At 71.1% G+C, this 19851-nt stretch carries 15 protein-coding genes and 3 pseudogenes; 10 read left to right on the top strand and 8 right to left on the bottom strand.

Features of this window, described 5'->3' with window-relative positions:
• Window positions 1-311: 311 nt before the first annotated feature.
• Both AB8Z75_RS03085 and AB8Z75_RS03080 read left to right on the top strand, forming a co-directional pair.
• On the top strand, window positions 312-812 hold the full coding sequence (locus AB8Z75_RS03085) for an ATP-binding protein (RefSeq protein WP_369199782.1): 501 nt from the start codon (window positions 312-314) through the stop codon (window positions 810-812).
• A 1-nt stretch (window position 813) separates the two neighbouring features.
• A complete protein-coding gene (locus tag AB8Z75_RS03080) occupies window positions 814-1224 on the top strand; it encodes a hypothetical protein (protein WP_369199778.1) in 411 nt (136 codons plus the stop codon).
• 324 nt (window positions 1225-1548) lie between these two features.
• Here AB8Z75_RS03080 and AB8Z75_RS03075 read toward each other — a convergent pair whose 3' ends face one another.
• Entirely contained in the window at window positions 1549-2700 is a 1152-nt protein-coding gene (locus AB8Z75_RS03075; protein WP_369199777.1) for an aromatic acid exporter family protein, read from the bottom strand.
• 319 nt (window positions 2701-3019) lie between these two features.
• Between AB8Z75_RS03075 and AB8Z75_RS03070 the strand changes: the two genes are divergently transcribed.
• From AB8Z75_RS03070 to AB8Z75_RS03050, 5 genes are all read left to right on the top strand, one after another.
• Window positions 3020-3343, top strand: a complete 324-nt coding sequence (locus AB8Z75_RS03070) for a plasmid stabilization protein (protein ID WP_369199776.1) — start codon at window positions 3020-3022, stop codon at window positions 3341-3343.
• A 279-nt stretch (window positions 3344-3622) separates the two neighbouring features.
• On the top strand, window positions 3623-4153 hold the full coding sequence (locus AB8Z75_RS03065; RefSeq protein WP_369199775.1) for a DUF1360 domain-containing protein: 531 nt from the start codon (window positions 3623-3625) through the stop codon (window positions 4151-4153).
• Window positions 4154-4368: 215 nt separating this feature from the next.
• The gene (locus AB8Z75_RS03060; protein WP_369199774.1) at window positions 4369-4905 is read left to right on the top strand and encodes a Dps family protein; all 537 of its coding nucleotides are present in this window, start codon (window positions 4369-4371) and stop codon (window positions 4903-4905) included.
• A gap of 485 nt (window positions 4906-5390) precedes the next feature.
• On the top strand, window positions 5391-7472 hold the full coding sequence (locus AB8Z75_RS03055; protein WP_369199773.1) for a SpoIIE family protein phosphatase: 2082 nt from the start codon (window positions 5391-5393) through the stop codon (window positions 7470-7472).
• Between the two features lie 247 nt (window positions 7473-7719).
• On the top strand, window positions 7720-9450 hold the full coding sequence (locus AB8Z75_RS03050) for a glycosyltransferase family 2 protein (RefSeq protein WP_369199772.1): 1731 nt from the start codon (window positions 7720-7722) through the stop codon (window positions 9448-9450).
• A gap of 26 nt (window positions 9451-9476) precedes the next feature.
• Here AB8Z75_RS03050 and AB8Z75_RS03045 read toward each other — a convergent pair whose 3' ends face one another.
• Window positions 9477-9734, bottom strand: coding sequence for a hypothetical protein (locus AB8Z75_RS03045; RefSeq protein ID WP_369199771.1), 258 nt, complete (start codon window positions 9732-9734; stop codon window positions 9477-9479).
• 361 nt (window positions 9735-10095) lie between these two features.
• Here AB8Z75_RS03045 and AB8Z75_RS03040 point away from each other — a divergent pair, with 361 nt between their 5' ends.
• The 3 genes and pseudogenes from AB8Z75_RS03040 to AB8Z75_RS03030 form a co-directional block, all read left to right on the top strand.
• On the top strand, window positions 10096-10692 hold the full coding sequence (locus AB8Z75_RS03040) for a hypothetical protein (RefSeq protein ID WP_369199770.1): 597 nt from the start codon (window positions 10096-10098) through the stop codon (window positions 10690-10692).
• 51 nt (window positions 10693-10743) lie between these two features.
• A pseudogene (locus tag AB8Z75_RS03035) lies at window positions 10744-10968 on the top strand (hypothetical protein); the annotation flags it as partial.
• 34 nt (window positions 10969-11002) lie between these two features.
• Window positions 11003-11143 (top strand): annotated as a pseudogene (locus AB8Z75_RS03030) (IS5/IS1182 family transposase); the annotation flags it as partial.
• Window positions 11144-12346: 1203 nt separating this feature from the next.
• On the opposite strand, the pseudogene AB8Z75_RS03025 reads toward AB8Z75_RS03030, so the two are convergent.
• The 6 genes and pseudogenes from AB8Z75_RS03025 to AB8Z75_RS03000 form a co-directional block, all read right to left on the bottom strand.
• A pseudogene (locus AB8Z75_RS03025) lies at window positions 12347-13449 on the bottom strand (NAD-dependent epimerase/dehydratase family protein).
• Window positions 13450-13863: 414 nt separating this feature from the next.
• A complete protein-coding gene (locus tag AB8Z75_RS03020) occupies window positions 13864-14457 on the bottom strand; it encodes a hemerythrin domain-containing protein (protein ID WP_369199769.1) in 594 nt (197 codons plus the stop codon).
• Between the two features lie 38 nt (window positions 14458-14495).
• Window positions 14496-15710 (bottom strand): hypothetical protein, encoded by a 1215-nt coding sequence (locus AB8Z75_RS03015; RefSeq protein WP_369199768.1) that lies wholly within the window; start codon window positions 15708-15710, stop codon window positions 14496-14498.
• Between the two features lie 466 nt (window positions 15711-16176).
• A complete protein-coding gene (locus AB8Z75_RS03010; RefSeq protein WP_369199767.1) occupies window positions 16177-17403 on the bottom strand; it encodes a hypothetical protein in 1227 nt (408 codons plus the stop codon).
• Between the two features lie 301 nt (window positions 17404-17704).
• Complete coding sequence (locus AB8Z75_RS03005) at window positions 17705-17905, bottom strand: helix-turn-helix domain-containing protein (RefSeq protein ID WP_369199766.1); 201 nt, start codon at window positions 17903-17905, stop codon at window positions 17705-17707.
• Between the two features lie 484 nt (window positions 17906-18389).
• Entirely contained in the window at window positions 18390-19772 is a 1383-nt protein-coding gene (locus AB8Z75_RS03000) for an L-serine ammonia-lyase (protein WP_369199765.1), read from the bottom strand.
• Window positions 19773-19851: the final 79 nt, after the last annotated feature.

Below are 19851 nucleotides of genomic sequence, written 5' to 3'. Positions count from 1 at the left end.
CTCCGGCGCCTCCCCGATACCGCCGAACCGCCCACGGGGGGTTGTACCCCCCCGGTGGCTGGGGGTGGCGTAAAGCGTGGCATCTCCAACCACCGCACCGTGCGGGCGAATCGGGAGGCGCCGCTCTCCGGCTGCGCACTGTCCGCTCGTGGCGCCTTGTGCCCACCTGAGTACCGGTTGTCATACCAGGTCAGAGCGCGTCCGCCCGGAACGGGGCGCGCACGGGGGCGACCGCGTGCCCGCCCGGGAGCCCCTCCGGCGCCTCCCCGATACCGCCGAACCGCCCACGGGGGGTTGTACCTGCCGTCATGATGGGGGCCATGGCGGGTCAGGGAGATGTGGCGAGCGTGACCGAACGGGTTCCGGAAGACCCCGCACAGACGTGGGACGCCGAGCCGATGAGCACCGTCCTCGACCGGGCAGGCGATCCGACCGTGCGGGAGGTGCCACTGGTGAACCTCCCCGAGTCGGCGCGGCGCGCGCGCCGGCTCGCCCAGGCCGTGCTCCAGCAGCGCTGGGCCGTCTCCGCGCAGATCACCGAGCACACGGTGCTGCTCGTCTCCGAGCTCGTCGGCAACGCGGTCCGGCACACCGGCGCCCACACCATCGGCATCCGCATGCTGCGTCGCTCCGGCTGGATCCGCGTGGAGATCCGCGACCCTTCGCGCGGGCTGCCCTGCCTGCTGCCGGTCAGTGAGCTGGACGTCAGCGGGCGCGGTCTCTTCCTCGTGGACACCCTCGCGGAACGCTGGGGCGTGGACCTGCTGCCCCGGGGGAAGACCACCTGGTTCGAGATGCGGGCAGCCGACTGACATGAGCGCACGGGACGGCGGGGAAACCGCCCTCGATCCGGCACTGTTCGGGGCGTGGGCCGACGAGCCCGGCGGCGCCATGGAGGCCAGTGAGCTCGCCTTCGCCGCCGACGGCACGGGCCGGAGCAGACTGACGAACGCGGCCGGTGCCGACGACCTCACCCGTTTCCGCTGGAGCTGCCCCCGCCCGGGCGTGCTCGTCCTGCGGGAGGAGACGTTCAGCGAGCCGGGCGGCACCGCCGTGCCGGTGGACGCGACCGTACGGACGGCGTACCGGATCGACCAGACGGAGGGGCGCACGGTGCTCCGGTTCGACCAGCCCGTGGAGTTCGCGTTCTCCTACATCCGGGTGGCCGGCGAGTTGCGGTCCGCTTCCGAGGCGGCGCCGCACACCACCTCCCCGGGCGGCTGAAAGCGCTGCCGCTGCCTCCCGGGCGTGTGAAACCGCTGCCTCTCGCGCCACGGAACCGCTGCCTCCCCCGGGCGTGTGAAAGCGCTGCTTCCCGCGCCACGGAACCGCTGCCTCCCCCGGGCGTGTGAAAGCGCTGCTTCCCGCGCCATGGAAATCCCTACCTCCCCCGAGCGCGTGAAACCGCTGGCTCCCGACCGCTTGAAACCGCTGCCTCTCGCGCGCACGAAGCGCTGCGCGCCCGCGGGGCTGAGAGCCGCCCCGTCCGCCTGACCGGGAGGCGCGGCCCGTGCACGTGGGGCGCGGCTGACGTTCTCGTGTGAGGCGTCAGCTTCTGCGCGGTGGCTGGGCGGCGCCCTGCCGGTGGGCGTGACGGAACTCCACCAGCAGCCGGTCCGCGTCCGTCAGCAGGACCCCGTGGCTGGGCCAGGCCTCACCCTCCGCCCTCTCGCACAGCCGCGCGTACCGCTCGCGGCACTGCCGCAGGGTGCGGCGCAGGGGATCGTCGCCCTCGTCGTCCTCCAGGGAGCCGATCAGGCCCGCTGCCTCGGAGATGCTCTCCAGCAGCTCCCCGTAGGCGGACAGGAAGTCGTCCTCCGGCCGGGTGGCGTCCTCGCCGTGGAACCGCACGAACCCGTAGCTGATGCTGCGGATCTGCTCACCGGCGCGGCCCAGCGACTCCATCAGCGTGCGGTATCCCTGGAAACTGCGCGGGGCCGTGCGGCGGTGCAGCCACGTACGCGGGTTGTAGACGACGCTCTCCGCGCCCATTTCGACGGCCTCGCGTGCCGCGCCCAGGGTGTTGTCCAACTGCCGTGCGCGGTGCAGCCAGTCCTCAGCCGTCTCCTCGTCGGGCAGCCCCTCCTTGAGGCACTCGGCCATGTCATGCAGCAGGAGCTGGGTGGCCTGGGTGATCTCCTCGATGCCCCGTTCGGCCGTGCGGTAGCGCAGCGGGGGGAAGACCAGCATGGCGAGCGCGATGCCGACGCCCGCGCCCAGCAGCGCCATCTGGATGATCTCCCACAGCATCTGGACATGGGTGCCCGAGAGCGCGTTGTAGGCGAACGCCCCGGCGATCGACACCTGGATGCCCTGGCTTCCCAGGTGGCGCCAGCGGCCGATCAGCAGGGTGATGGCCAGCATCACCGCGAACGCGAGGGTGTTCTCGCCGATCAGCGGACCCACCAGCCCCGCCGCGAGGACACCGAGCACGACCGCCACCACGTACCGCAGGGACTGCAGCACGGAGCGGTACGCCGTGGACTGCACCACCAGCAGGGCGGTGAAGGGCGCGTAGGTGGGCTGCGGGGAGCCGATCACATAGGCGCCCAGTGCCCAGGCCATCACGCCCGCGGCCCCGCTCTTGGCGAGCAGGAGTGCCGTCTCCCGCTCCGGTCCCGCCTGTTGCCGCGCCCTGTGCGCGGCTCGGCGCGCGCGGTCGACCACCGTCGGAAGCCACCGACTGTCCGTCCTGCTCACCTGGACCCGCTCCTCCCGTGTGCGTGCGCGGTGATCGATCGGCTCGCGTGTGTGCTCGGCTCTCGTGTGCGTGGTGCTCGGCCACGCGTGCGTCGGGCCTGGCTCAGCTGTGCGCTCGCTGCCCCGCGGAGCGGGCCCTGCCTCGGTGCTCCGCGCGAAGCGGCCGATGCCGGGTTCCACGTGTGGTGCTTTCCGCACGTGGAACCCGGCCGAGGCACGCGCTGGTGCGGTCGCCTTCCGGCGCGCGAGGGCGGACCATAAAAACGAACAAAAGACGTGAAACGGATAGACGGGTACGACCACAGAGTACGGAGGAACCATGCCTGCAGGGTCGAACGCCAAGCGCGAACGCCAGTACGAGCACATCAAGGAGGGTGCCAAGAAGCGCGGCACGTCCACCGGCCGCGCCAAGGAGATCGCCTCCCGCACGGTCAACAAGGAGCGCGCGCAGAAGGGCGAGGCCAAGCGCGCCAGCCGTACCTCCGTGAGCGACAAGCCCGCACCCAAGCGCGGTGGGCAGCGGTCCCACACCGGTTCCGGTGGCCCCACCCGCGACCAGCTCTACAACGAGGCCAAGCAGAAGGGCATCGAGGGCAGGTCCCACATGAACAAGCAGGAACTCCAGCGGGCACTCGGCCGCTGAGCGCCCCGCCGACGCCCCGCCGACGCCCCGTCGCCGGGCCGTCGCCGGGCCGTCCTGCCGCCGGGTCGTCGCCGGACCGTCCTGCCGCCCTCCGCCCGGACGGCTCCCGTTCGGACGGCCCCGTTCGGACGGCTCCCGCCCGGACGGCTCCCCGTTCGGACGGTGCCGCCGGGGTGGGCCGCGACGGGCGGTCGCCGAAGCGGCCTCGGGCCGTCGGCGGGCGTTTCACCGCGCGCGGGCAGGGAACCCCGTGGCGCACGTCTTGGGAGGTAACGCTGTATGCCGGGTAAACCGCGTACGCCCCGCGAGGTCGTACAAGAACACGAGCACCGCTACGCGCCGGACGCCGACCGCCCGCTCGGCGGCTACCTGGCCGTGCTCTCGTCGTTCGGTACCGGCGTCGTGGGCGCCGCCCTCGCGGCCCGCTGCGCCGGACGCCGGGCACCGCAGGACCTGAGCACCCGCGAACTGGTACTCCTCACCCTGGCCACGCACAAGCTGTCGAGGATGGTGTCCAAGGACGCGGTGGCCAGCCCCTTCAGGGCCCCCTTCACCCGCTACACGGGCACCAGCGCCCCGGCGGAGGTGGCGGAGGAGGTCCGCGGCAAGGGGCTCAGGCACGCCGTGGGCGAGCTGATCACCTGCCCGTTCTGCCTGGCACCGTGGGTGGCGTCCGCGCTGCTCGTGCTGCGCGCGGCGTCCCCCGCTACCGCACGCACCTGCTACAGCGGCCTGGCGGCCGTCGCGGGCTCGGACTTCCTGCAGTTCGCGTACGCCGCCGCCCAGGAGCGGCACTCGCCAGGAGACTGACGGGCGCACGCCGGCCCCAGCGGCCGGCCCCACCCCTCGGCGCGGCCCCAGCCGCCTTCCGGCCCGCCCGGCGCGCCGCCTGCCGCACCCAGGCGGCACCCCGGACCCCGTCCGGTTCACCGCTGACGATTTCTGAGAATCCCACACGATTGGAGCGCACCGTGGCAGCCAACGCTTCGCGCAACGGGTCCAACCCCTCGTACACCGTCCCGGGCATGTCCACGAGCGACGGCGGCGACGTCATCCGGCTTCTGCGGATGCGCCTGCACGCCCTCAACGACCTGGCGCTGACGCTCAAGCACGTGCACTGGAACGTGATCGGACCGCACTTCATCGCCGTCCACGAGATGCTCGACCCGCAGGTGGAGGCCGTCCGCGAGATGATCGACAACACTGCGGAGCGCATCTCCACGCTCGGCGGCTCGCCCTGGGGCACCCCCGGCGTGCTGGTCTCCGAGCGCACTTGGGAGGACTACTCGCTCGGCAGGGCCGAGGCCATCGAACACCTCGGCGCCCTCGACGTCGTCTACACCGGCGTCATCGAGGACCACCGCAAGGCCGTGGAGGCCACCGACACCTCGGACCCGGTCACCCAGGACCTGCTCATCGAACACCTGCGCCAGCTGGAGCTCTTCCAGTGGTTCGTGCGCGCACACATCGAAAGCTCAGGCGGCAAGCTCTCCACCGGCCCGCACGACTCCGAGGAGGCCGCCGCGGGCAAGGCCGCCCAGGGGGCCCGCGGCAAGCCCTGACCGGCCGGCCCTCGGCGGGCAGCCGCGACCCCTCCTGGCCCGGCGAACCCCGCCCCGGACCGAGGCAGCCCAACCGCAGACCCGTGACCGCACCGCCGGTGCGCCGCCCGACAGGGTGGTGCTCCGGCGGCGGTGTGCGGCCTGCCGGGCGGCGCACCGGCCGTGCCCGTGCTGCGGCACCTGCCGTGCCCGTGTTGCGGGACCGGCCGCGTCGCCCGCGTTGCGGCACCGGCTGCGGCAGCCGAGGGGGCATGGCAGCGGGCAGCACGGATGGCGCCCCCGGATGGCACCTCCGGATGGCACCCCCGGGGGCGCCCCCGGATGGCTCCCCCGGTGGGCGCACGGCTTGCTCCCCCCTGGGCGCACGGATGGCGCTTCCCGGCAGGCGGCTGCCGGGCGTCGGCCGCATGATGGGGAAGCGGCCCCGCCAAGGGAGCCGTGGCTGCTGCCGGCCCTGCCCGGCGGGCCGAGCCCGGGAGAGAGCGATGCACCGCTTCCGCGAACCGAACAGGGGATCCAGCCTGCGCGGCGACCCACCCGTCGCTCCGCACGTGGCTCTGGCCCTCAACGGGATGGGGAGCTTCGCCTGGGACCTGGCCAGCGGCGAGATGCGCTACGACGACGCCGGACTCGCCGTGATGGGCTTCCGGCCCGAGGAGTACGACAACCGGACCGCGACCCTCGCCGAGCGGATGCTCGGCGAGGAACTGCCCGAGATCCAGGCCCGGGTGGACCGGGCGCTGAAGGAGCACACCGGCTACAGCCTCTACTTCCGGGTACGCCACCGTGACGGGTCACTGCGCTGGACCCACTCCCAGGGCACGGTCGTCTGCGACGACCACGGGCAGCCCGCGCAGGTCATCGGGATCATCCGCGACGCCAGCCAGGAGCTGCGCGCCGTCGACCAGACGCGGGAGCTGCGGCAGGCCAAGAGCGACCGCCGCAGGCAGGCCGACATCGTCGGCCACGTCAACGAGGCCCTCGCGCCCACCGTCTCGGTGGACGACGTGGCCGAGGCACTGACCACCGACCTGCTGCTGGAACACCTGGGCGCCGCCAGCATCCTGCTCGGACTGGCCGACAACGGCCGCATGGGACTGGTGGGCGCCAACGGTGTGCCGGAAGGCCTGATCCGCGACTTCCACCTCGCCCGGATCGCCGAGCCCCTGCCGCTGAGCGAGGCCGTGCGCACCCGCAAGCCGGTCTTCGTGACCGACCGCGAGGAGTTCGCCCGGCGCTACCCGGGGCTGCGCGCGTACCTGCGGGCCGTGCCGGAGTCCACGGCCGCCGTCTACCTGCCACTGATCGCGCACGACACCCCCATCGGCGCGCTCGGCCTCACCTACGACGGCAAGACCCGCTTCACCCACGACGAGCGGACCGTGCTGACCGCGCTGAGCAGCACCATCGCCCAGTCGCTGCAGCGCGCCCTGCTCTACGACCAAGAGCACGAGCTGGCCACGGGGCTCCAGACGGCGATGCTGCCGGGACACATCCCGCACGTGCCAGGCCTGTCCATGGCGACCCGCTACCGTCCGGCCCGCGCCAGAGGCGGCATCGGCGGTGACTGGTACGACGCCGTCACCCTGCCCGACGGGCGGATCGCCGCGGTCGTCGGCGACGTGCAGGGGCACGATGTGACGGCCGCCGCCGTGATGGGCCAACTGCGCATCGCGCTGCGGGCCTACGCCGCAGAGGGGCACCCGCCCACGACCGTGATGGCGCGGGCCTCCGCCTTCCTCGCCGAACTGGACACCGACCGGTTCGCCACCTGCCTCGTCGTCCTGCTCGACCCGCACACCGGGCACGTGGTCAGCGTCCGCGCCGGCCACCTGGACCCGGTACTGCGCCGCCCGGACGGGAGCTGCGTCTGGCTCAACACCCCCGGCGGCCTCCCGCTCGGGCTGACCGCGCCGTCGACCCAACCCCCCTACACGACCGCGGAGACGGTACTGGACCCCGGATCCACCCTGCTGCTGTGCACCGACGGTCTCATCGAGTCCCGTACCAAGGACATCGACCAGGGCCGCGACCAGCTCATCGACGCCGTGAGAACCGGGCCTCTGCGCCCCGACCCGCTGGCCGACCATCTGCTGCACACGATGGGCGCCTTCACGGGCCAGGAGGACGACGTCGCCCTGCTGTTGCTGCGGCGCGCCGCGGGCAGGCGCCACACCGCACCCCAGATGGCCGTCACCATCACCACCAACGACCCGCACTCGCTGCAGGCCGCCCGCCAGGCCCTGCGCACCGCACTGCACCGCTGGTCCCTGGACGACCTCAGCGACACCGCCCAGCTGCTCGCCAGCGAGATGGCCACCAACGCGCTGCTGCACACCGGGGGCGACGCCACGCTGACGGCCAGACCGGTGCGCAGCGGGGGCCGCGCCCTGCGCATCGCCGTCACCGACACCTCACCCGCCTCACCGCAGCGCCGTGCTGCCACCGAGCAGTCCACGTCGGGCCGCGGCCTCGTCCTCATCGAGGAGCTCGCCACCGACTGGGGCGTCGAGCCACGCGGCAACGGCAAGCGCGTCTGGTGCGAGATCCCGCTCGACGTGCGCTAGGGAGCGCCGAGGTCCGAAGGTGACCGCCCCAGGGGCCGAAAACAGCCGCCCGATGACCGGAGGGGAACACCTGGGATCCGGAGGGAGCACCCGTGGTCTGGAGGGGATTCGGCCGCGTGACGCCGGGCACCCGCCCCGCAGATGTCACACGCAGCGACGTCACACGTGGCCGACGTCACCAGCGACGATGCCACAAACGGCGATGCCACAAGCGGCGACGCCACAGGCAGGGACGTCGCACGCTTCGATGTCAGCGACCCGAAAGGCGGCAGTGCACACCACAGCGCGCACCACAGCGGACGCGGCTACCGACACCGACCGGAAGCCCGACCGGAAGCCGGTCAAGGTCAGCATCGTCGTGCCCACCCACGACACGGGCGAGACGGTGCTCACCGGGCTGCGCTCCTTCCTGGCCCAGAGCATGCCGCGCTCCGACTTCGAGATCATCTACGTGGACGACGAGTCGAGCGACGACACCGTCGCGATACTCGAGGCCGAGATAGCCAGGCAGGGGGCGCAGGAGACGGCCCGCGTGCTGCGGATCGACCACTCGGGCTGGCCGGGCAGGCCGCGCAACGTCGGCACCGACGCGGCGCGCGGCGAGTTCGTCCACTACGTGGACGACGACGACTGGCTGGCCCCCGAAGCGTTGGAACGCACCTACGCGCGGGCGCGCGAGACCGGCGCCGACATCGTGATCGGCCGGATGGCCGGGCACGGGCGGCAGGCGCCGCGCGCCCTGTTCGAGAAGCCGCTGGACTCCTGCGACCTGCGCCAGGACACCACACTGCTGGCCTCCATGACGGTGCACAAGCTCTTCCGGACGGACTTCCTGCGGGCACACGGGCTGCGCTTCGCCGAGGGCAGGGTGCGCCTGGAGGACCACATGTTCACCCTGCGGGCCTTCCTCCTGACCGACCGGGTCGCCACCGTCCACGACTACACCTGCTACCACTGGGTGCGGCACACCGACGGCAAGCACAACGTCAGCTACGAGACGATCGACCCGGCGCCCTACATCGACAGCGTCCGCAAGATCCTCGCGATCCTCGACGCGCCGGACACCCACGTCCCCGCGGGCCGCCACCGCAACCGGCTGACGGCCAAGTGGTACGGCAAGAAGGCGCTCGAAAGGATCTCCGGGCGGCGCCTGCTCGACCAGCCCGCCGAGCGCAGGGCCGCCTGGTTCGAGGCGGTCGCCTCCCTGGCCGCCGAGCTGCCCGAGAAAGCGGACGCGGCCCTGCCCACGCGGCTGCGCGTCGTCGCGGCCCTGGCCCGCCACGGCGACCTCGCCCTGGCCGAGGAGCAGGCGGCCTTCGAGGCCGGCGTCGTCCAGCGGCCCCGGGTGGAGTCGGCCCGGTGGCACGACAGCGCGCTGCGGATACGGTGCACCTCCTCGCTGGTGCGGGAGCGCGGCAGAGGGCGCGGCGCCGCACCGCTCGTCTTCCTGCGGCCCGACGAGCACCGCCTCCGGCTGCGCCTGCCGCCCCGCGTCGCCGACGTGGAGGCGGCGGCCGAGGTGGCCGACTTCGCCAAGGCGGTCCGGCGCAGCAACGTACGAGGCCAACTGCGGCACCGCGAGGGCGGCACCGTACTGAGCGTCCCCACCACCTGGCAGGTCAGCGAGGTGCCGACCGAACGGACCGCGGCAGGCCCAGGCCCCTGGCGCCGCCTGCGGCACCTGTGGGCGAAGGCCGCCGCCCGGCTGCGGGGCCGGGCCGGGGAGCCGGACGCGCGCACCCTGCGCTACACGGCCGAGTTCACCCTCGACCCCGCCACCGCCGACCACGGCCGCCCCCTCGCCCCCGGCACCTGGGACGTCCACTTCCAGCTCGGGGTCGGCGGCTGGCGCACCTCCAGGCCCCTGCGGGGACACACCATCGAGGTGCCGGACGACGCGGCTGCCGCTCCACCGCCGGGGGAGCGGCAGCCGCGCGGACGCGGACGCCGTGAGCTGGAGAGCGCCGCCACGTCCTGAGGGCAGCGGCGACGGGAAGGCCCGCGTCAGTCCTCTTCGGGGTCCAGCTCGAAGGCGAAATACATGCTCATCACACAGGGCTGGTCCTCGTCGTCCATGTAGGTCCAGGCAACGTCCGTCACACGGATGTCGTGTTCCCCCACCCACTCATGGGCCTTCCTGAAGACCTCCGCGGGTGTCGCGCCGATGAACAGCTTCGCGGCGATGGGATACACGCCGGTCTCGTCGTCCGAGTCGTCGAAGTCCTCTGGAACTTCCACACAGAAATCGGGATCGCGTGCCACGGGGCGCACCTTTCCAGTCGGTTACGGGGCGTCGTACGCAGCGGCCGAACCTCTGCGTACGACGCCCGGTAAGACCGCCTCGGTATCCGGAAGGGTTGCTTCTGACGACCAGGCAACCCAGGACGTGCATCGGCGGGAGCCCCGACCGGAACGAGAACCCCAGGCCCTTCCAGCTTGGAGCGGGCTGAGGTGAACGACCACAGCGGGCAGCGGCCGTCTCGCTGTTACCAAGTGCGGACACAAACCGGTGAACAAGATCCGCCTCAAGGCCATCTCACCTTGTGTAGCGCACAGCAGACCCGGGCGGCGCCGGTCACGACAGGGACCGGCACCGCCCCTTGAGACCCTGGAGATTTCCGCCATGACAACCCGTCGCATCCGCCGCACCGTCCGTTCCGCCACTCTGGTGGCGGTGGCCGCCGCCGCGGCGTTCTCCGTGACCGCCTGCCAGAGCGGTGACAACGACGCATCCGGCTCCCACAAGGCCGGCACCAGCGCGCAGTCCCAGGCGCAGCACGAGAGCGCCTCCCTCACGTCCAAGAGCGCTTCTGCGGATCGCACACAGACGCTGGTCGACGGGAGCAAGGCCAAGATCTCCAAGGTGGGTGACCAGCACTACCGTGCCGAGATCGTCAGTGACGGTGCCGTCATCGCGACGCTGGAGGCAGATGGCCGCGATGCCGGGATGGACGGCAACGGCATGTTCGTCACCCTCACTGCGGGCGGTCAGATCTCCTCGTGGATGGACGCCGGCCAGCAGGGGCCCGGCACCTTCAACCTCGAAGGCGGCTGGAAGGCCAAGGTCACCGAACAGGGCGAGGGCCACTACCGCGCCGAGATCATCGGGCACGACGGCGTCATGGGCACCCTGGACGCAGACGGCCACGACGCCGGCCTCGACGCCAACGGCGTGTCCATCGTCCTCACCACCGGCGGCCTCATCAGCTCCCACAAGTAGCACCCCCACGTGCCCGCCAGCCCGTTCCAGCTCGCCCCGCGGGCCGGGACCGGGCCGCTGGAGGCCACCCTGGCGGGCGGAGACGGGCTTCAGGGGCAGAAGATGGCCGTCTTCGACCTCGCGATCGCGGATGAGGCCCACGGCACCGCCGGTGCTCTTCGGAGTCCGTGGGCCGCGATCGCGAGCATGGCCCACGACCCGGAGGGCGCCTACGGCGCGTGGCTCGCAGAGCTGGGGCTCGCGGGGGCGATCGAGCGCGAGCGCGTCGCCGACTGGTGGATGGTGTCGTCGCGGGCGCTGGACACGTCGGTCGGCCGCCGACCGCATCATCGACCACCGCGGCCCGAAGCTCGCGCTCCAGCCGCGTAAGCGGTTCGCCAGGAACACCGTGCTCCTCGTGGACGGCAGCTTGGCGCCCACCCAGGACCGCTCGGTCGCCGAGCAGTCCAAGACGTCCCATGTCGCTGGCCGGTCAAGTAGGTGCTCAGGCAGCACGATCCATGGGCGACGCGAAGGCGTGATCGGGATCGAACAGAACGCGGCACTGCAGGCAGTGGTGGAGGCAGCCGAGCAGTTTGCTGAACAGATTCCTGAGAGCGGCGGTATGGCGTTCTCCACCAGCGCGCCGCCGGTCATAGTGGGCGCGTGGAGCTTGGGCGCGGAGAGCCGCGAAGGCGCACATACGCCCGGTTGAGGCCAGTAGCTGGTTCTTGACGAAACGGTCGATGTCTTGGCGGGAGAAGAAGGCCCTCTGGCGCCGGCGAACAGGGCTCATCGAATGCAGCATGCCCAGAACGCACACCGGACGTCCCTGGAAGCCCTGCGCGGCCTGCGAGTGTGGGTAGATAGCGCTCCAACAGCCTGTAGGCGCTGAGGAAGCGATCACTCGCGTCCTTGCAGGGGAGGGGCGAAGCCGTGCCCAGATTGGCCTCTCGCGCGTCTCGGCCGCACCGCACCGCAGCCTCGCCTCCTGGCCTAGCGCTCATGACTCCCGCGGCGGGGCAGTGGCCCGACGTTTGCCTGTCGGCCTGGGCGCTGTGCTGCATGCTGCTGGCCGGGGCCGAGGCCCGACCGGGCGGCCAGAGCGTCGGCCACAGCCCCGGTAGTGAACGCGTAGATGGTCTTGTGAAGGAGGTCCACCGCCAGCTCCGTACGTGGCCACGTAGCAGGCGGGGCGCCGACGCCTGTGGCATTCTCCAAGATCTGGTCATTGGTCAACCGCACGACAGCGAACTGCGCGGACGCCCACGCTCCTCGCAGCCCGGCGTGAGCCATCACCGATCGAAGCACTCCCAGCAGCGCGCCCTGCCCGACATGCATGACCCAGTTCGCAGTAGCCAGTTGACGCCCCGGCCGCTCCGTCAGCCACGCCGTCCGTTCGAGCGTGCGTGCCGGGACATGGGAGTCGGGCCGACCGGTCAAGTGCTGTTCGGCCTTCTCGCCCAGCGTCATCACCACGGCCCCGGCCGTCCCAGCTACCAGCCCTTCCCACCACACACGCTTCATCATGCGGCCACGGATACCCCGCATCTGCGTGCCCCTCACCGACCTGACCTGTTCAGCGCACGCCCGAGCCGTACTTCGCCATGGATGCAGGGTGCTGGTGACCGGGAAACCAGGGGGCCGCTTGTCAGGAGATGGGCGGCCCAGCAGGTCAGGGGCGGCGTCCCACCCCGGTGGCCAGCTCTCTGAGGCGTCCGCCCGGAAGCCGTGGGGCGAGCGGCACGGTACGCGCTCCGGCGACCTCACGAAGTCCACCCAGGAATTCTGTGACGGCCTCGGAGGCCGTATGCCGTGGTGTCCACTCCAGCTCGGTGCGCGCCCGGGACGTGTCCAACAACGGCAGCCGCAGGACCGCATCGAACAGGTGCGGGGAAGCCGGGACCAGGTGGAGGCCCCAGGCGGCGACGAGCGCCCCGCGTACGGCCGACAGCGGCAGCCTTACCGTCCGGGCGCCCAGGAGTGCGGCCAGCTCGGGGGCGTCGATCACGGGTCGGCAGCCAGATTGAACGCGCCGGAGACCGGGCGCGCCACCGCGCGTCGGTAAGCGTCCGCCGCGTCATCGGTGTGGAGAGCCTGGAAGCGCAGACCCGGCAGGTCGGGAACGGCGGGGATCAGGGAAGGTCGGACGAGCCGCTGGGGCAGCAGGGGTCCTGCGAACAGACGGCGTTGCTCGGAGGCCGATGCGCGTTTGAACAGGAAGCCGGGACGCATGCGCACCACCCGGACGGAGGGATGCCGCCGCTCGAAGGCGTCCAGCACCCGTTCCAGGTACGCCTTCTCCCGGCAGTACGCCGCCTCGGGCCAGCCGTGCGTGGGCCACGTCTCGTCCACGAACCGGTCTTTGGGGCCGGGCGAGTAGGCGCCGACCGAGGAGGCGTATACCAGGGCCGGGACCTCGGCTGCCGCTGCCGCCTCAAAGACCCGCATGCTGCCCTCGACGTTCGTGCGCCACGTCGTGACGGGGGCGTGTGTGGGTTGGAACAGCCAGGCCAGGTGGATCACGGCGTCCGCGCGTTCGAAGTGACGAACGAGGTCGGCCTGCGGGTCGCCGACGTCTACGCAGGCCCACTCGGTCTTGGCCACCGACAGCCGGCTCGGCCGCCGCGCGAGCCCGAGCACGGAGGCGATCTCGGGGTCTTCGCTCAAAGCTCCGACGACGCTGGTACCGACGTTGCCCGTCGCCCCGACGACCACCACCCGCAAACCCGGGGGACGGCTGCTTCGCGACTGCTCCTGCACGGTTGACTCCTTCATCGCTTCCGCCTCCCGCGGCGATCTCCCAGAGTGCCGACTCGCCGGTTCCCATGCCTGTCGACTGCCGAGCGCTGCGGTCGTGAACGCTCGGCCTTCGGAGCACGTCCGGGGCGGTCGGAGCGCAGCCAGACCCGTAGCCATCCGACTTCCATGGCGGCGTCGAGTAGGTAGGTGGCCGGGATCTGCCGACGGGGAACATAAAGGAGGTCCACGGCCAAGAGCGTCGACGCTGTCGCCAGGCCGAGAGTGCGGGCCGCCGCCGCCCCTCTGGCGAGTCCGCGCCGGCCAGTGGGGAGATTCCGTCGATCAGTAGGAGACCGCCGACCGTCTTTTGATTCGGGTGTCCGGATTGTCAGGTGGCACGCGGGCTGGGAGGACCGGGCAGGAGGCTTCCCCAGCCCCGCGTCGTGCCGGTCAGCCGCTACTGCTGCGGCTGCCGGAGCCGCGCATGGCGTCCTTCACTCGGTCCTTGATGGCGGCGAAGGGGCCGAGGGCGGCGTTCTTGGCCCCGGATTCGACGCCGGGACGGGGGTGGGTCGGGGCGGTGGCCTCGGCGGCTTTCACGCTTTTTGCGAGGGTGGCCAGCTGGGAGGGCTCGGTGTTCCGGCGCAGTTGGGCGAACTCGTACCGCTCTTCCGCCCGCGCGTGCTGCTCGACGTCCATGCGCAGCCTGAGAAGCGCGGGGAGGAACTTTTCGTCCTCGGGGTCCATCTCCTCCAGCGAGGCGAGCGCCTCCTTGGCTTGGCGTTCTTCTTCGAGGCGTTCGGCCACGATGTTCTCGCCGCCTTCGGCGGTGCGCTTGGCGAGGGGGTGGACGACCTCTTCTTCCGCGGTCTCGTGGACGGCGAGCATCCGCACCAGGCGCCCGAAGGCGTCACGGCGCGCCTCGCCGCTGGTGGCCTCGACCTCGTCGAAGAGGTTACGGATCTGGCCGTGCTGGGCCATCAGCAGCGCGACCACGTCCTGGTCTGGGTCGGGCCCGCCGTGCGCGGTGGTGGGCTGGTTCACGTGAGTGTCTCCTTCGGGTCACCAGACGCGGGAGGGCATCAGTTCGACCAGTGGTTCCAGTGCTGTCGGAGGGCGGTGACGGGGTGGTCCCCGTCCTGGTTGCGGTAGTCGCGGCCGAAGGCGGCCTGGTGGGCGTCCATCACCTGGTCGCTGGGGGCGGGCCCCTCGCCGTTCACGGCCTGCTGCATCCGCTCGAACCGCTCGTGCGCCTCGCGGACGTAACCGGCGCCCAGGGTGGTGAGGTCGAGTTGGTCGGCGATGACTTCGCGCAGGTAGCTCTTGTTCGGCTCGAACGTGAGAACGTTCGGCAGCTCGGGAGCGAGGACCTCGGCGGGGTCCCTGCCATCGTGGCGGCGCATCAGGTCGCACGCCAGGTGCAGGTGTTCCAGCTCCATGTTCAGGTGCAGCTCCCAGATGGCCTTCACCTTCGGGTCGCTCTCCTGCTCCATGAAGGAGTGGTAGAGGTAGCACTCGTTGTACTCGTGATTGACCAGCTGCTCCCACCACGTCTCTCCCGGGTCGACCAGCGACTCGTAATGGGTGACGTGCTCCTCCTCGATCAGCCCGATCTCCTGGTAGAGCTGGCGGGCGATCGGCTCCATGTAGGTGGGGCCGACGTTCATGTAGAAGTTCATCGTCTGCTGCTCGGCTGACATGACCGTCAGCGCGTGCAGCTTCGAGAGCGGATTGGCGCGGGTCTTGTCGTAGGGGTCGCGTACGTTGTCGACCGGGTGGCGGTGGTGCATGGGGGTGGGCCGGCCGGGCATCACCTCGGTCAGGCCGTCGACGATCTTGTCCGCCTTGCGGTGCTCGATCATCTCGTACAGGTTCGCGTACCGGTACAGGTGATCGAAGTCCTCCAGGACCCCGAACTCGTACGCTTGCTTCAGATACGGATCCGGCTCCGCGCGAGCCACCCACGCCGTCAGGTCCACTGCCACCTGCTCGTAGGCGATCGTCGTCTCCAGCACGGAGGAGACTCCGGGCAGCAGCCAGTTCACCGCCTTTTGCTGCTGCGCTTCGATGTAGCGCACCTCGGCCAGCTGCCGCTTGATCTCCGGGTCCGGACAGTGACGGGCGAACTGGTGGCTGAACAGAATCGCCTCGACCTCGATCCCGTTCATCGTGATGACGCGGCACCGCGTGTAGGGATCCGCGTGGTCCGGATCGATCGGCGTCACGTTCAGCTCGCGCCAGTTGCGCACCTGGCGTTCCAACGGGATTCCGCGTTGTTCGAGGGGATTGAACGTCATACGGCCCTCCTGGTTCGCCGGCTCCGACCCGCCCCGCGTACCCCACCGCGGCGAGCGCGGAACACCCCTCTTCGGGAAGCGGGACCGTTCGAGTCACCGCACCACTCGACCAGACCCGGTGTGCCCGCCGGGGCGACGGCCAGCCGCGCAGCCAGTCGGGCCTGGTCACGCCCCATCCGGGTGTCTCGTGCGCTCACGGAAGAATCCTGGGACCGACTCCCTGGCGACAGCCACTGTCGTTGCCCTGTGTGCCACTGCCCACTGGGCCGTTCGCTCTCGTCGCCGCGTGCCAGCGACCACCGCCGGCATCTGCTGCGGCTCCGGACCCATCGAGCCCTCACCTGCCGAGTGCCACTCGCCACACGCCTCCGGATGGTGCGGCTGACCGTGGAGCCTCGTCCGGTGCCACGGTGGGGGCGCGCGTGGTCGATAAGGGAAGCTGCCGTCCTGCGGCGGAGGTGACTGTTCAGGTGTCAGGAGCCTGCTTTTCGCGCTCGGTGCCGGAATCCGGTGCCTGTTCGAGTTCGGCCTCTTTGGCTGCGCGGCGGTCTTGACGTTCGCGTTCGCGGCGGCTGAAGGCGGCCTGCCGGACGGCGTCCTCACCGGCCAGACCGGAACCGAGTGCACCGGCGATGGTGCCCAGGCAGGCGGCCATCCAGGCGATGGTGGCCAGGTCCGACAGCCCGGCCGGGTGGCCGAGTGTACGGGCCAGGTAACCGGTGGGGACGACGATGCAGGCCGCCAGGAACATGGCACTGAACAACAGCGCGAACACCGCCACTACGCCGCAGGTGACCGTGGCCAGGGTGGCGGCGTTGTAAAGCGCGGAGATCGGCCGCTGCCGGGGATTGAGCGGTCGCTCCCACAGCCGGTTGTCCAGGACGAGCCAGGCGACCATAGCGACAACGGCGAGAATGTTGACCAGGAGGAGGCGCAGAGTGCTGGCAGCGTCCGCCAGCTGCCAGATACTGGAGTAGAAAATCCCAAAGGCAGCGCCGGCCGTGGCAGCCGCCAGAGCCGGCGAGAGACTCGGCACCAGTCGCCATGGCCGGTTGGCCCGCACCATGCCGGCCAGAAGACGGACCCGTCCGAGCCAGCCGCTCAGCGTCAGATGCACCCCTGACTCATCCAACAGAACATTGGATACAACGTCTGTCCTGTCGTTGTCCTCGCGTGCCGGGACAGCGCGGTAGCCGGTCGGATAGCCGCGGGGCGGCTTGGCGCTCGCGGCTGCTTCGGAGTCACCACTCAAGTAGGCGATGACCAGATGGGCGACCACCGCGAGCGTGCGGTGCCTCAGCCGGAAGGCACCCATCGCGGGAAGTGAGACAAGACCCAGCCCTTGGTCGGGCACGCAGTCGGCGGCAATAGGGCGAGTGCCGGCCCGACGTGGCATCTCGGTCAGCACCACCACCGCGTCCCAGCCGCGCTCGCGTACCTGACGCTGCCCGATCTTCACCAGCGGCAGACTTCCCTCCTCGTCCAACGGCAGCACCTCGCGGCCCACCTCCACCCTCCATCGAACACTTTCCCGACCGCCGCCGCCATGGTCCGCTTCTTGCCGGAGGAGTGGGGGCAGCCGCCGGGCGATCGCCTCGGCCACCTCACTGCCCAGACCAGGCTCGCCCACCAAGCCCAAGACCTGGGTTGCCTCGTCGCCCGGCACCTGCTCGGGCGCCTTTTCGTCCGCCACAGTCCTCCTCGCGCTCCCTGCCCAGCCGCTCACGAACCGGCCGTCCAGCACGCCGTCGGCCCCCGCCCCCGGATCCCCGACGCACTAGGCGGCGTGCCGCCGCCTCCGTCCCCCGCAGCAGTCCGGGAAGCTGGTCGGGAGGCGGTGCCGGCTTTGGCCGCCTCTGTCCTGGGGGCCTGCGAGGGACAGTTGGAAGACGACGCCACCGTCATGGGCCCGGACTGTCATGGAACAGACTGAGCCGGGCCGCGCTGAGCGGCCACGGAGCTTTCGGGCTGTCCTCGTGGGCGGGAGGCGTTGCTCAGCCGTCCTTCCGCAGGGAGCCGCCCCTGCCACGCAGGCGGGCATCGGACATCTCGGTGAGGATTTGCTGGATGAGCCCGTACGTTCGTCCATACGCTTCCGCCAGGCCCCGGAGAGACTTGCCGCCCTCGTGTTTCCTCTCGACCGTGCCCGGGGCGTGATCGCTCCCCGGCTCGGTGATCCGCTTACCTTTGTCCATGAGCGGCCTCCTTCCGCGTAAGGCGCCCAACCGGAGTACGTCCGCAGGACGATTACCGAGCGGGGCAGGGGGTTGAGGGGACATGGGGAGACGGCAGGCTGGTCGGCGCTGCGAGGTGCCCGGCCGCACCACGAGGCGGAGAGTCGGACCCTTCGTCGACGGCCAGGACCCAGCTGCTGGTTCTCTTGGCACGGGACCGCGCAGTCGAACTGGCCCGATGCCCTCGATCAGGATGCGGGCATCCGTCTGTCTCAGCCACTTGAGAGGCCCGAAAGCGCCATCCAGCCGACCGGTGACAGTGACCTACTGACCGGCCCCTCCCCCGGAGGCGGGGTCAGCCCCACAGGCCGACAGACCGACTTTCGGCCCAGGTCCGCCCTCCCGCCAGTCTCAACCGGAGGCCTTGGCGGCGATCGCGCGTTACAGAAGGGCAAGCCCATGACAGAGCTGGAAGACGCGCATCACCTGGTGAGGCGTGGCGCGCTCAGCACTCGATGACGTTCACCGCGAGCCCGCCGCGGGCGGTCTCCTTGTACTTGACCTTCATGTCGGCCCCGGTCTCGCGCATGGTCTTGATGGCCTTGTCGAGGGAGACGTGGTGGCGGCCGTCGCCGCGCAGGGACATGCGGGCCGCGGTGACGGCCTTGACCGCGGCCATGCCGTTCCGTTCGATGCAGGGGATCTGTACGAGGCCGCCGACCGGGTCGCAGGTCAGGCCGAGGTTGTGTTCGATGCCGATCTCGGCCGCGTTCTCCACCTGTTCGGGGCTGCCCCCGAGGATCTCCGCGAGGCCTCCCGCGGCCATGGAGCACGCCGAGCCGACCTCGCCCTGGCAGCCGACCTCGGCGCCGGAGATCGAGGCGTTCTCCTTGAAGAGCATGCCGATGGCGCCCGCGGCGAGCAGGAAGCGGACCACGGCGTCGTCGTCCGTGCCGGGCACGAAGTGGTGGGCGTAGTGCAGGACGGCGGGGATGATGCCGGCCGCGCCGTTGGTGGGCGCGGTCACCACCCGGCCGCCCGCCGCGTTCTCCTCGTTGACGGCCATCGCGTAGAGGGTCGTCCACTCCATGGCGTGCGCCTGCGTCTGGCCCTCGGCGCGCAGCTGGCGGGCGGAGGTGGCGGCGCGGCGGCGCACCTTGAGGCCGCCGGGAAGGATGCCCTCCTGGGACAGGCCGCGGGCGACGCACGCCTTCATCACCTGCCAGATCTCCAAGAGGCCTTCCCGGATCTCCTCCTCGCTGCGCCAGGCCTTCTCGTTCTCCAGCATCAGCCGGGAGACCGACAGGCCCGTCTCCCGGGTCAGCCGCAGCAGTTCGTCCCCGGTGCGGAAGGGGTGGCGCAGCACGGTGTCGTCGAGCTTGATGCGGTCCTCGCCCACCGCGTCCTCGTCGACGACGAATCCGCCGCCCACCGAGTAGTAGGTCTTCTCCGCCAGCGGGGCGCCCGTCTCGTCGTAGGCGAAGAGCGTCATGCCGTTGGCGTGGTACGGCAGGGAGCGGCGGCGGTGGAGGATGAGCTGGGAGCGCTCGTCGAAGGCGATCTCGTGCGCGTCTCCTATCTCGGCGGCCAGCAGGCGCAGCCGGCCGTCCTCGCGGATGCGGGCCACGCGCGCGTCCGCCGTCTCGACGTCCACCGAGCGGGGTGACTCGCCCTCCAGGCCCAGCAGCACCGCCTTGGGCGTGCCGTGGCCGTGTCCCGTCGCCCCGAGGGAGCCGAACAGCTCGGCGCGCACGGAGGTGGTGTGCGCCAGCGCGCCCTCGTTCTTCAGGCGCCGTGCGAACATGCGCGCCGCGCGCATGGGGCCGACCGTGTGGGAGCTCGACGGTCCGATGCCGATGGAGAAGAGGTCGAAGACCGAGATTGCCATGGTGCGGCTCTCCTTGCCCTTGTGGGGCGAGTGGGATTGCTGGTGTGCGACGCGGGGCGGGTCGCGGGGTGGCACGTGC

The organism is Streptomyces sp. PU-14G (assembly GCF_041028275.1).
GTDB lineage: Bacteria > Actinomycetota > Actinomycetes > Streptomycetales > Streptomycetaceae > Streptomyces.
Note: the sequence above shows the minus strand (reverse complement) of the source record. Positions and strands in the feature narration are given on the sequence as shown.

Bases quoted from the DNA above. Each gene is read 5' to 3' on its own strand.
- AB8Z75_RS03085 (WP_369199782.1), top strand. From the start codon at position 312: ATGGGGGCCATGGCGGGTCAGGGAGATGTGGCGAGCGTGACCGAACGG.
- AB8Z75_RS03080 (WP_369199778.1), top strand. From the start codon at position 814: ATGAGCGCACGGGACGGCGGGGAAACCGCCCTCGATCCGGCACTGTTC.
- AB8Z75_RS03070 (WP_369199776.1), top strand. From the start codon at position 3,020: ATGCCTGCAGGGTCGAACGCCAAGCGCGAACGCCAGTACGAGCACATC.
- AB8Z75_RS03065 (WP_369199775.1), top strand. From the start codon at position 3,623: ATGCCGGGTAAACCGCGTACGCCCCGCGAGGTCGTACAAGAACACGAG.
- AB8Z75_RS03060 (WP_369199774.1), top strand. From the start codon at position 4,369: ATGTCCACGAGCGACGGCGGCGACGTCATCCGGCTTCTGCGGATGCGC.
- AB8Z75_RS03055 (WP_369199773.1), top strand. From the start codon at position 5,391: ATGCACCGCTTCCGCGAACCGAACAGGGGATCCAGCCTGCGCGGCGAC.
- AB8Z75_RS03050 (WP_369199772.1), top strand. From the start codon at position 7,720: ATGTCAGCGACCCGAAAGGCGGCAGTGCACACCACAGCGCGCACCACA.
- AB8Z75_RS03040 (WP_369199770.1), top strand. From the start codon at position 10,096: ATGACAACCCGTCGCATCCGCCGCACCGTCCGTTCCGCCACTCTGGTG.
- AB8Z75_RS03015 (WP_369199768.1), bottom strand. From the start codon at position 15,710: ATGACGTTCAATCCCCTCGAACAACGCGGAATCCCGTTGGAACGCCAG.
- AB8Z75_RS03005 (WP_369199766.1), bottom strand. From the start codon at position 17,905: ATGGACAAAGGTAAGCGGATCACCGAGCCGGGGAGCGATCACGCCCCG.
- AB8Z75_RS03000 (WP_369199765.1), bottom strand. From the start codon at position 19,772: ATGGCAATCTCGGTCTTCGACCTCTTCTCCATCGGCATCGGACCGTCG.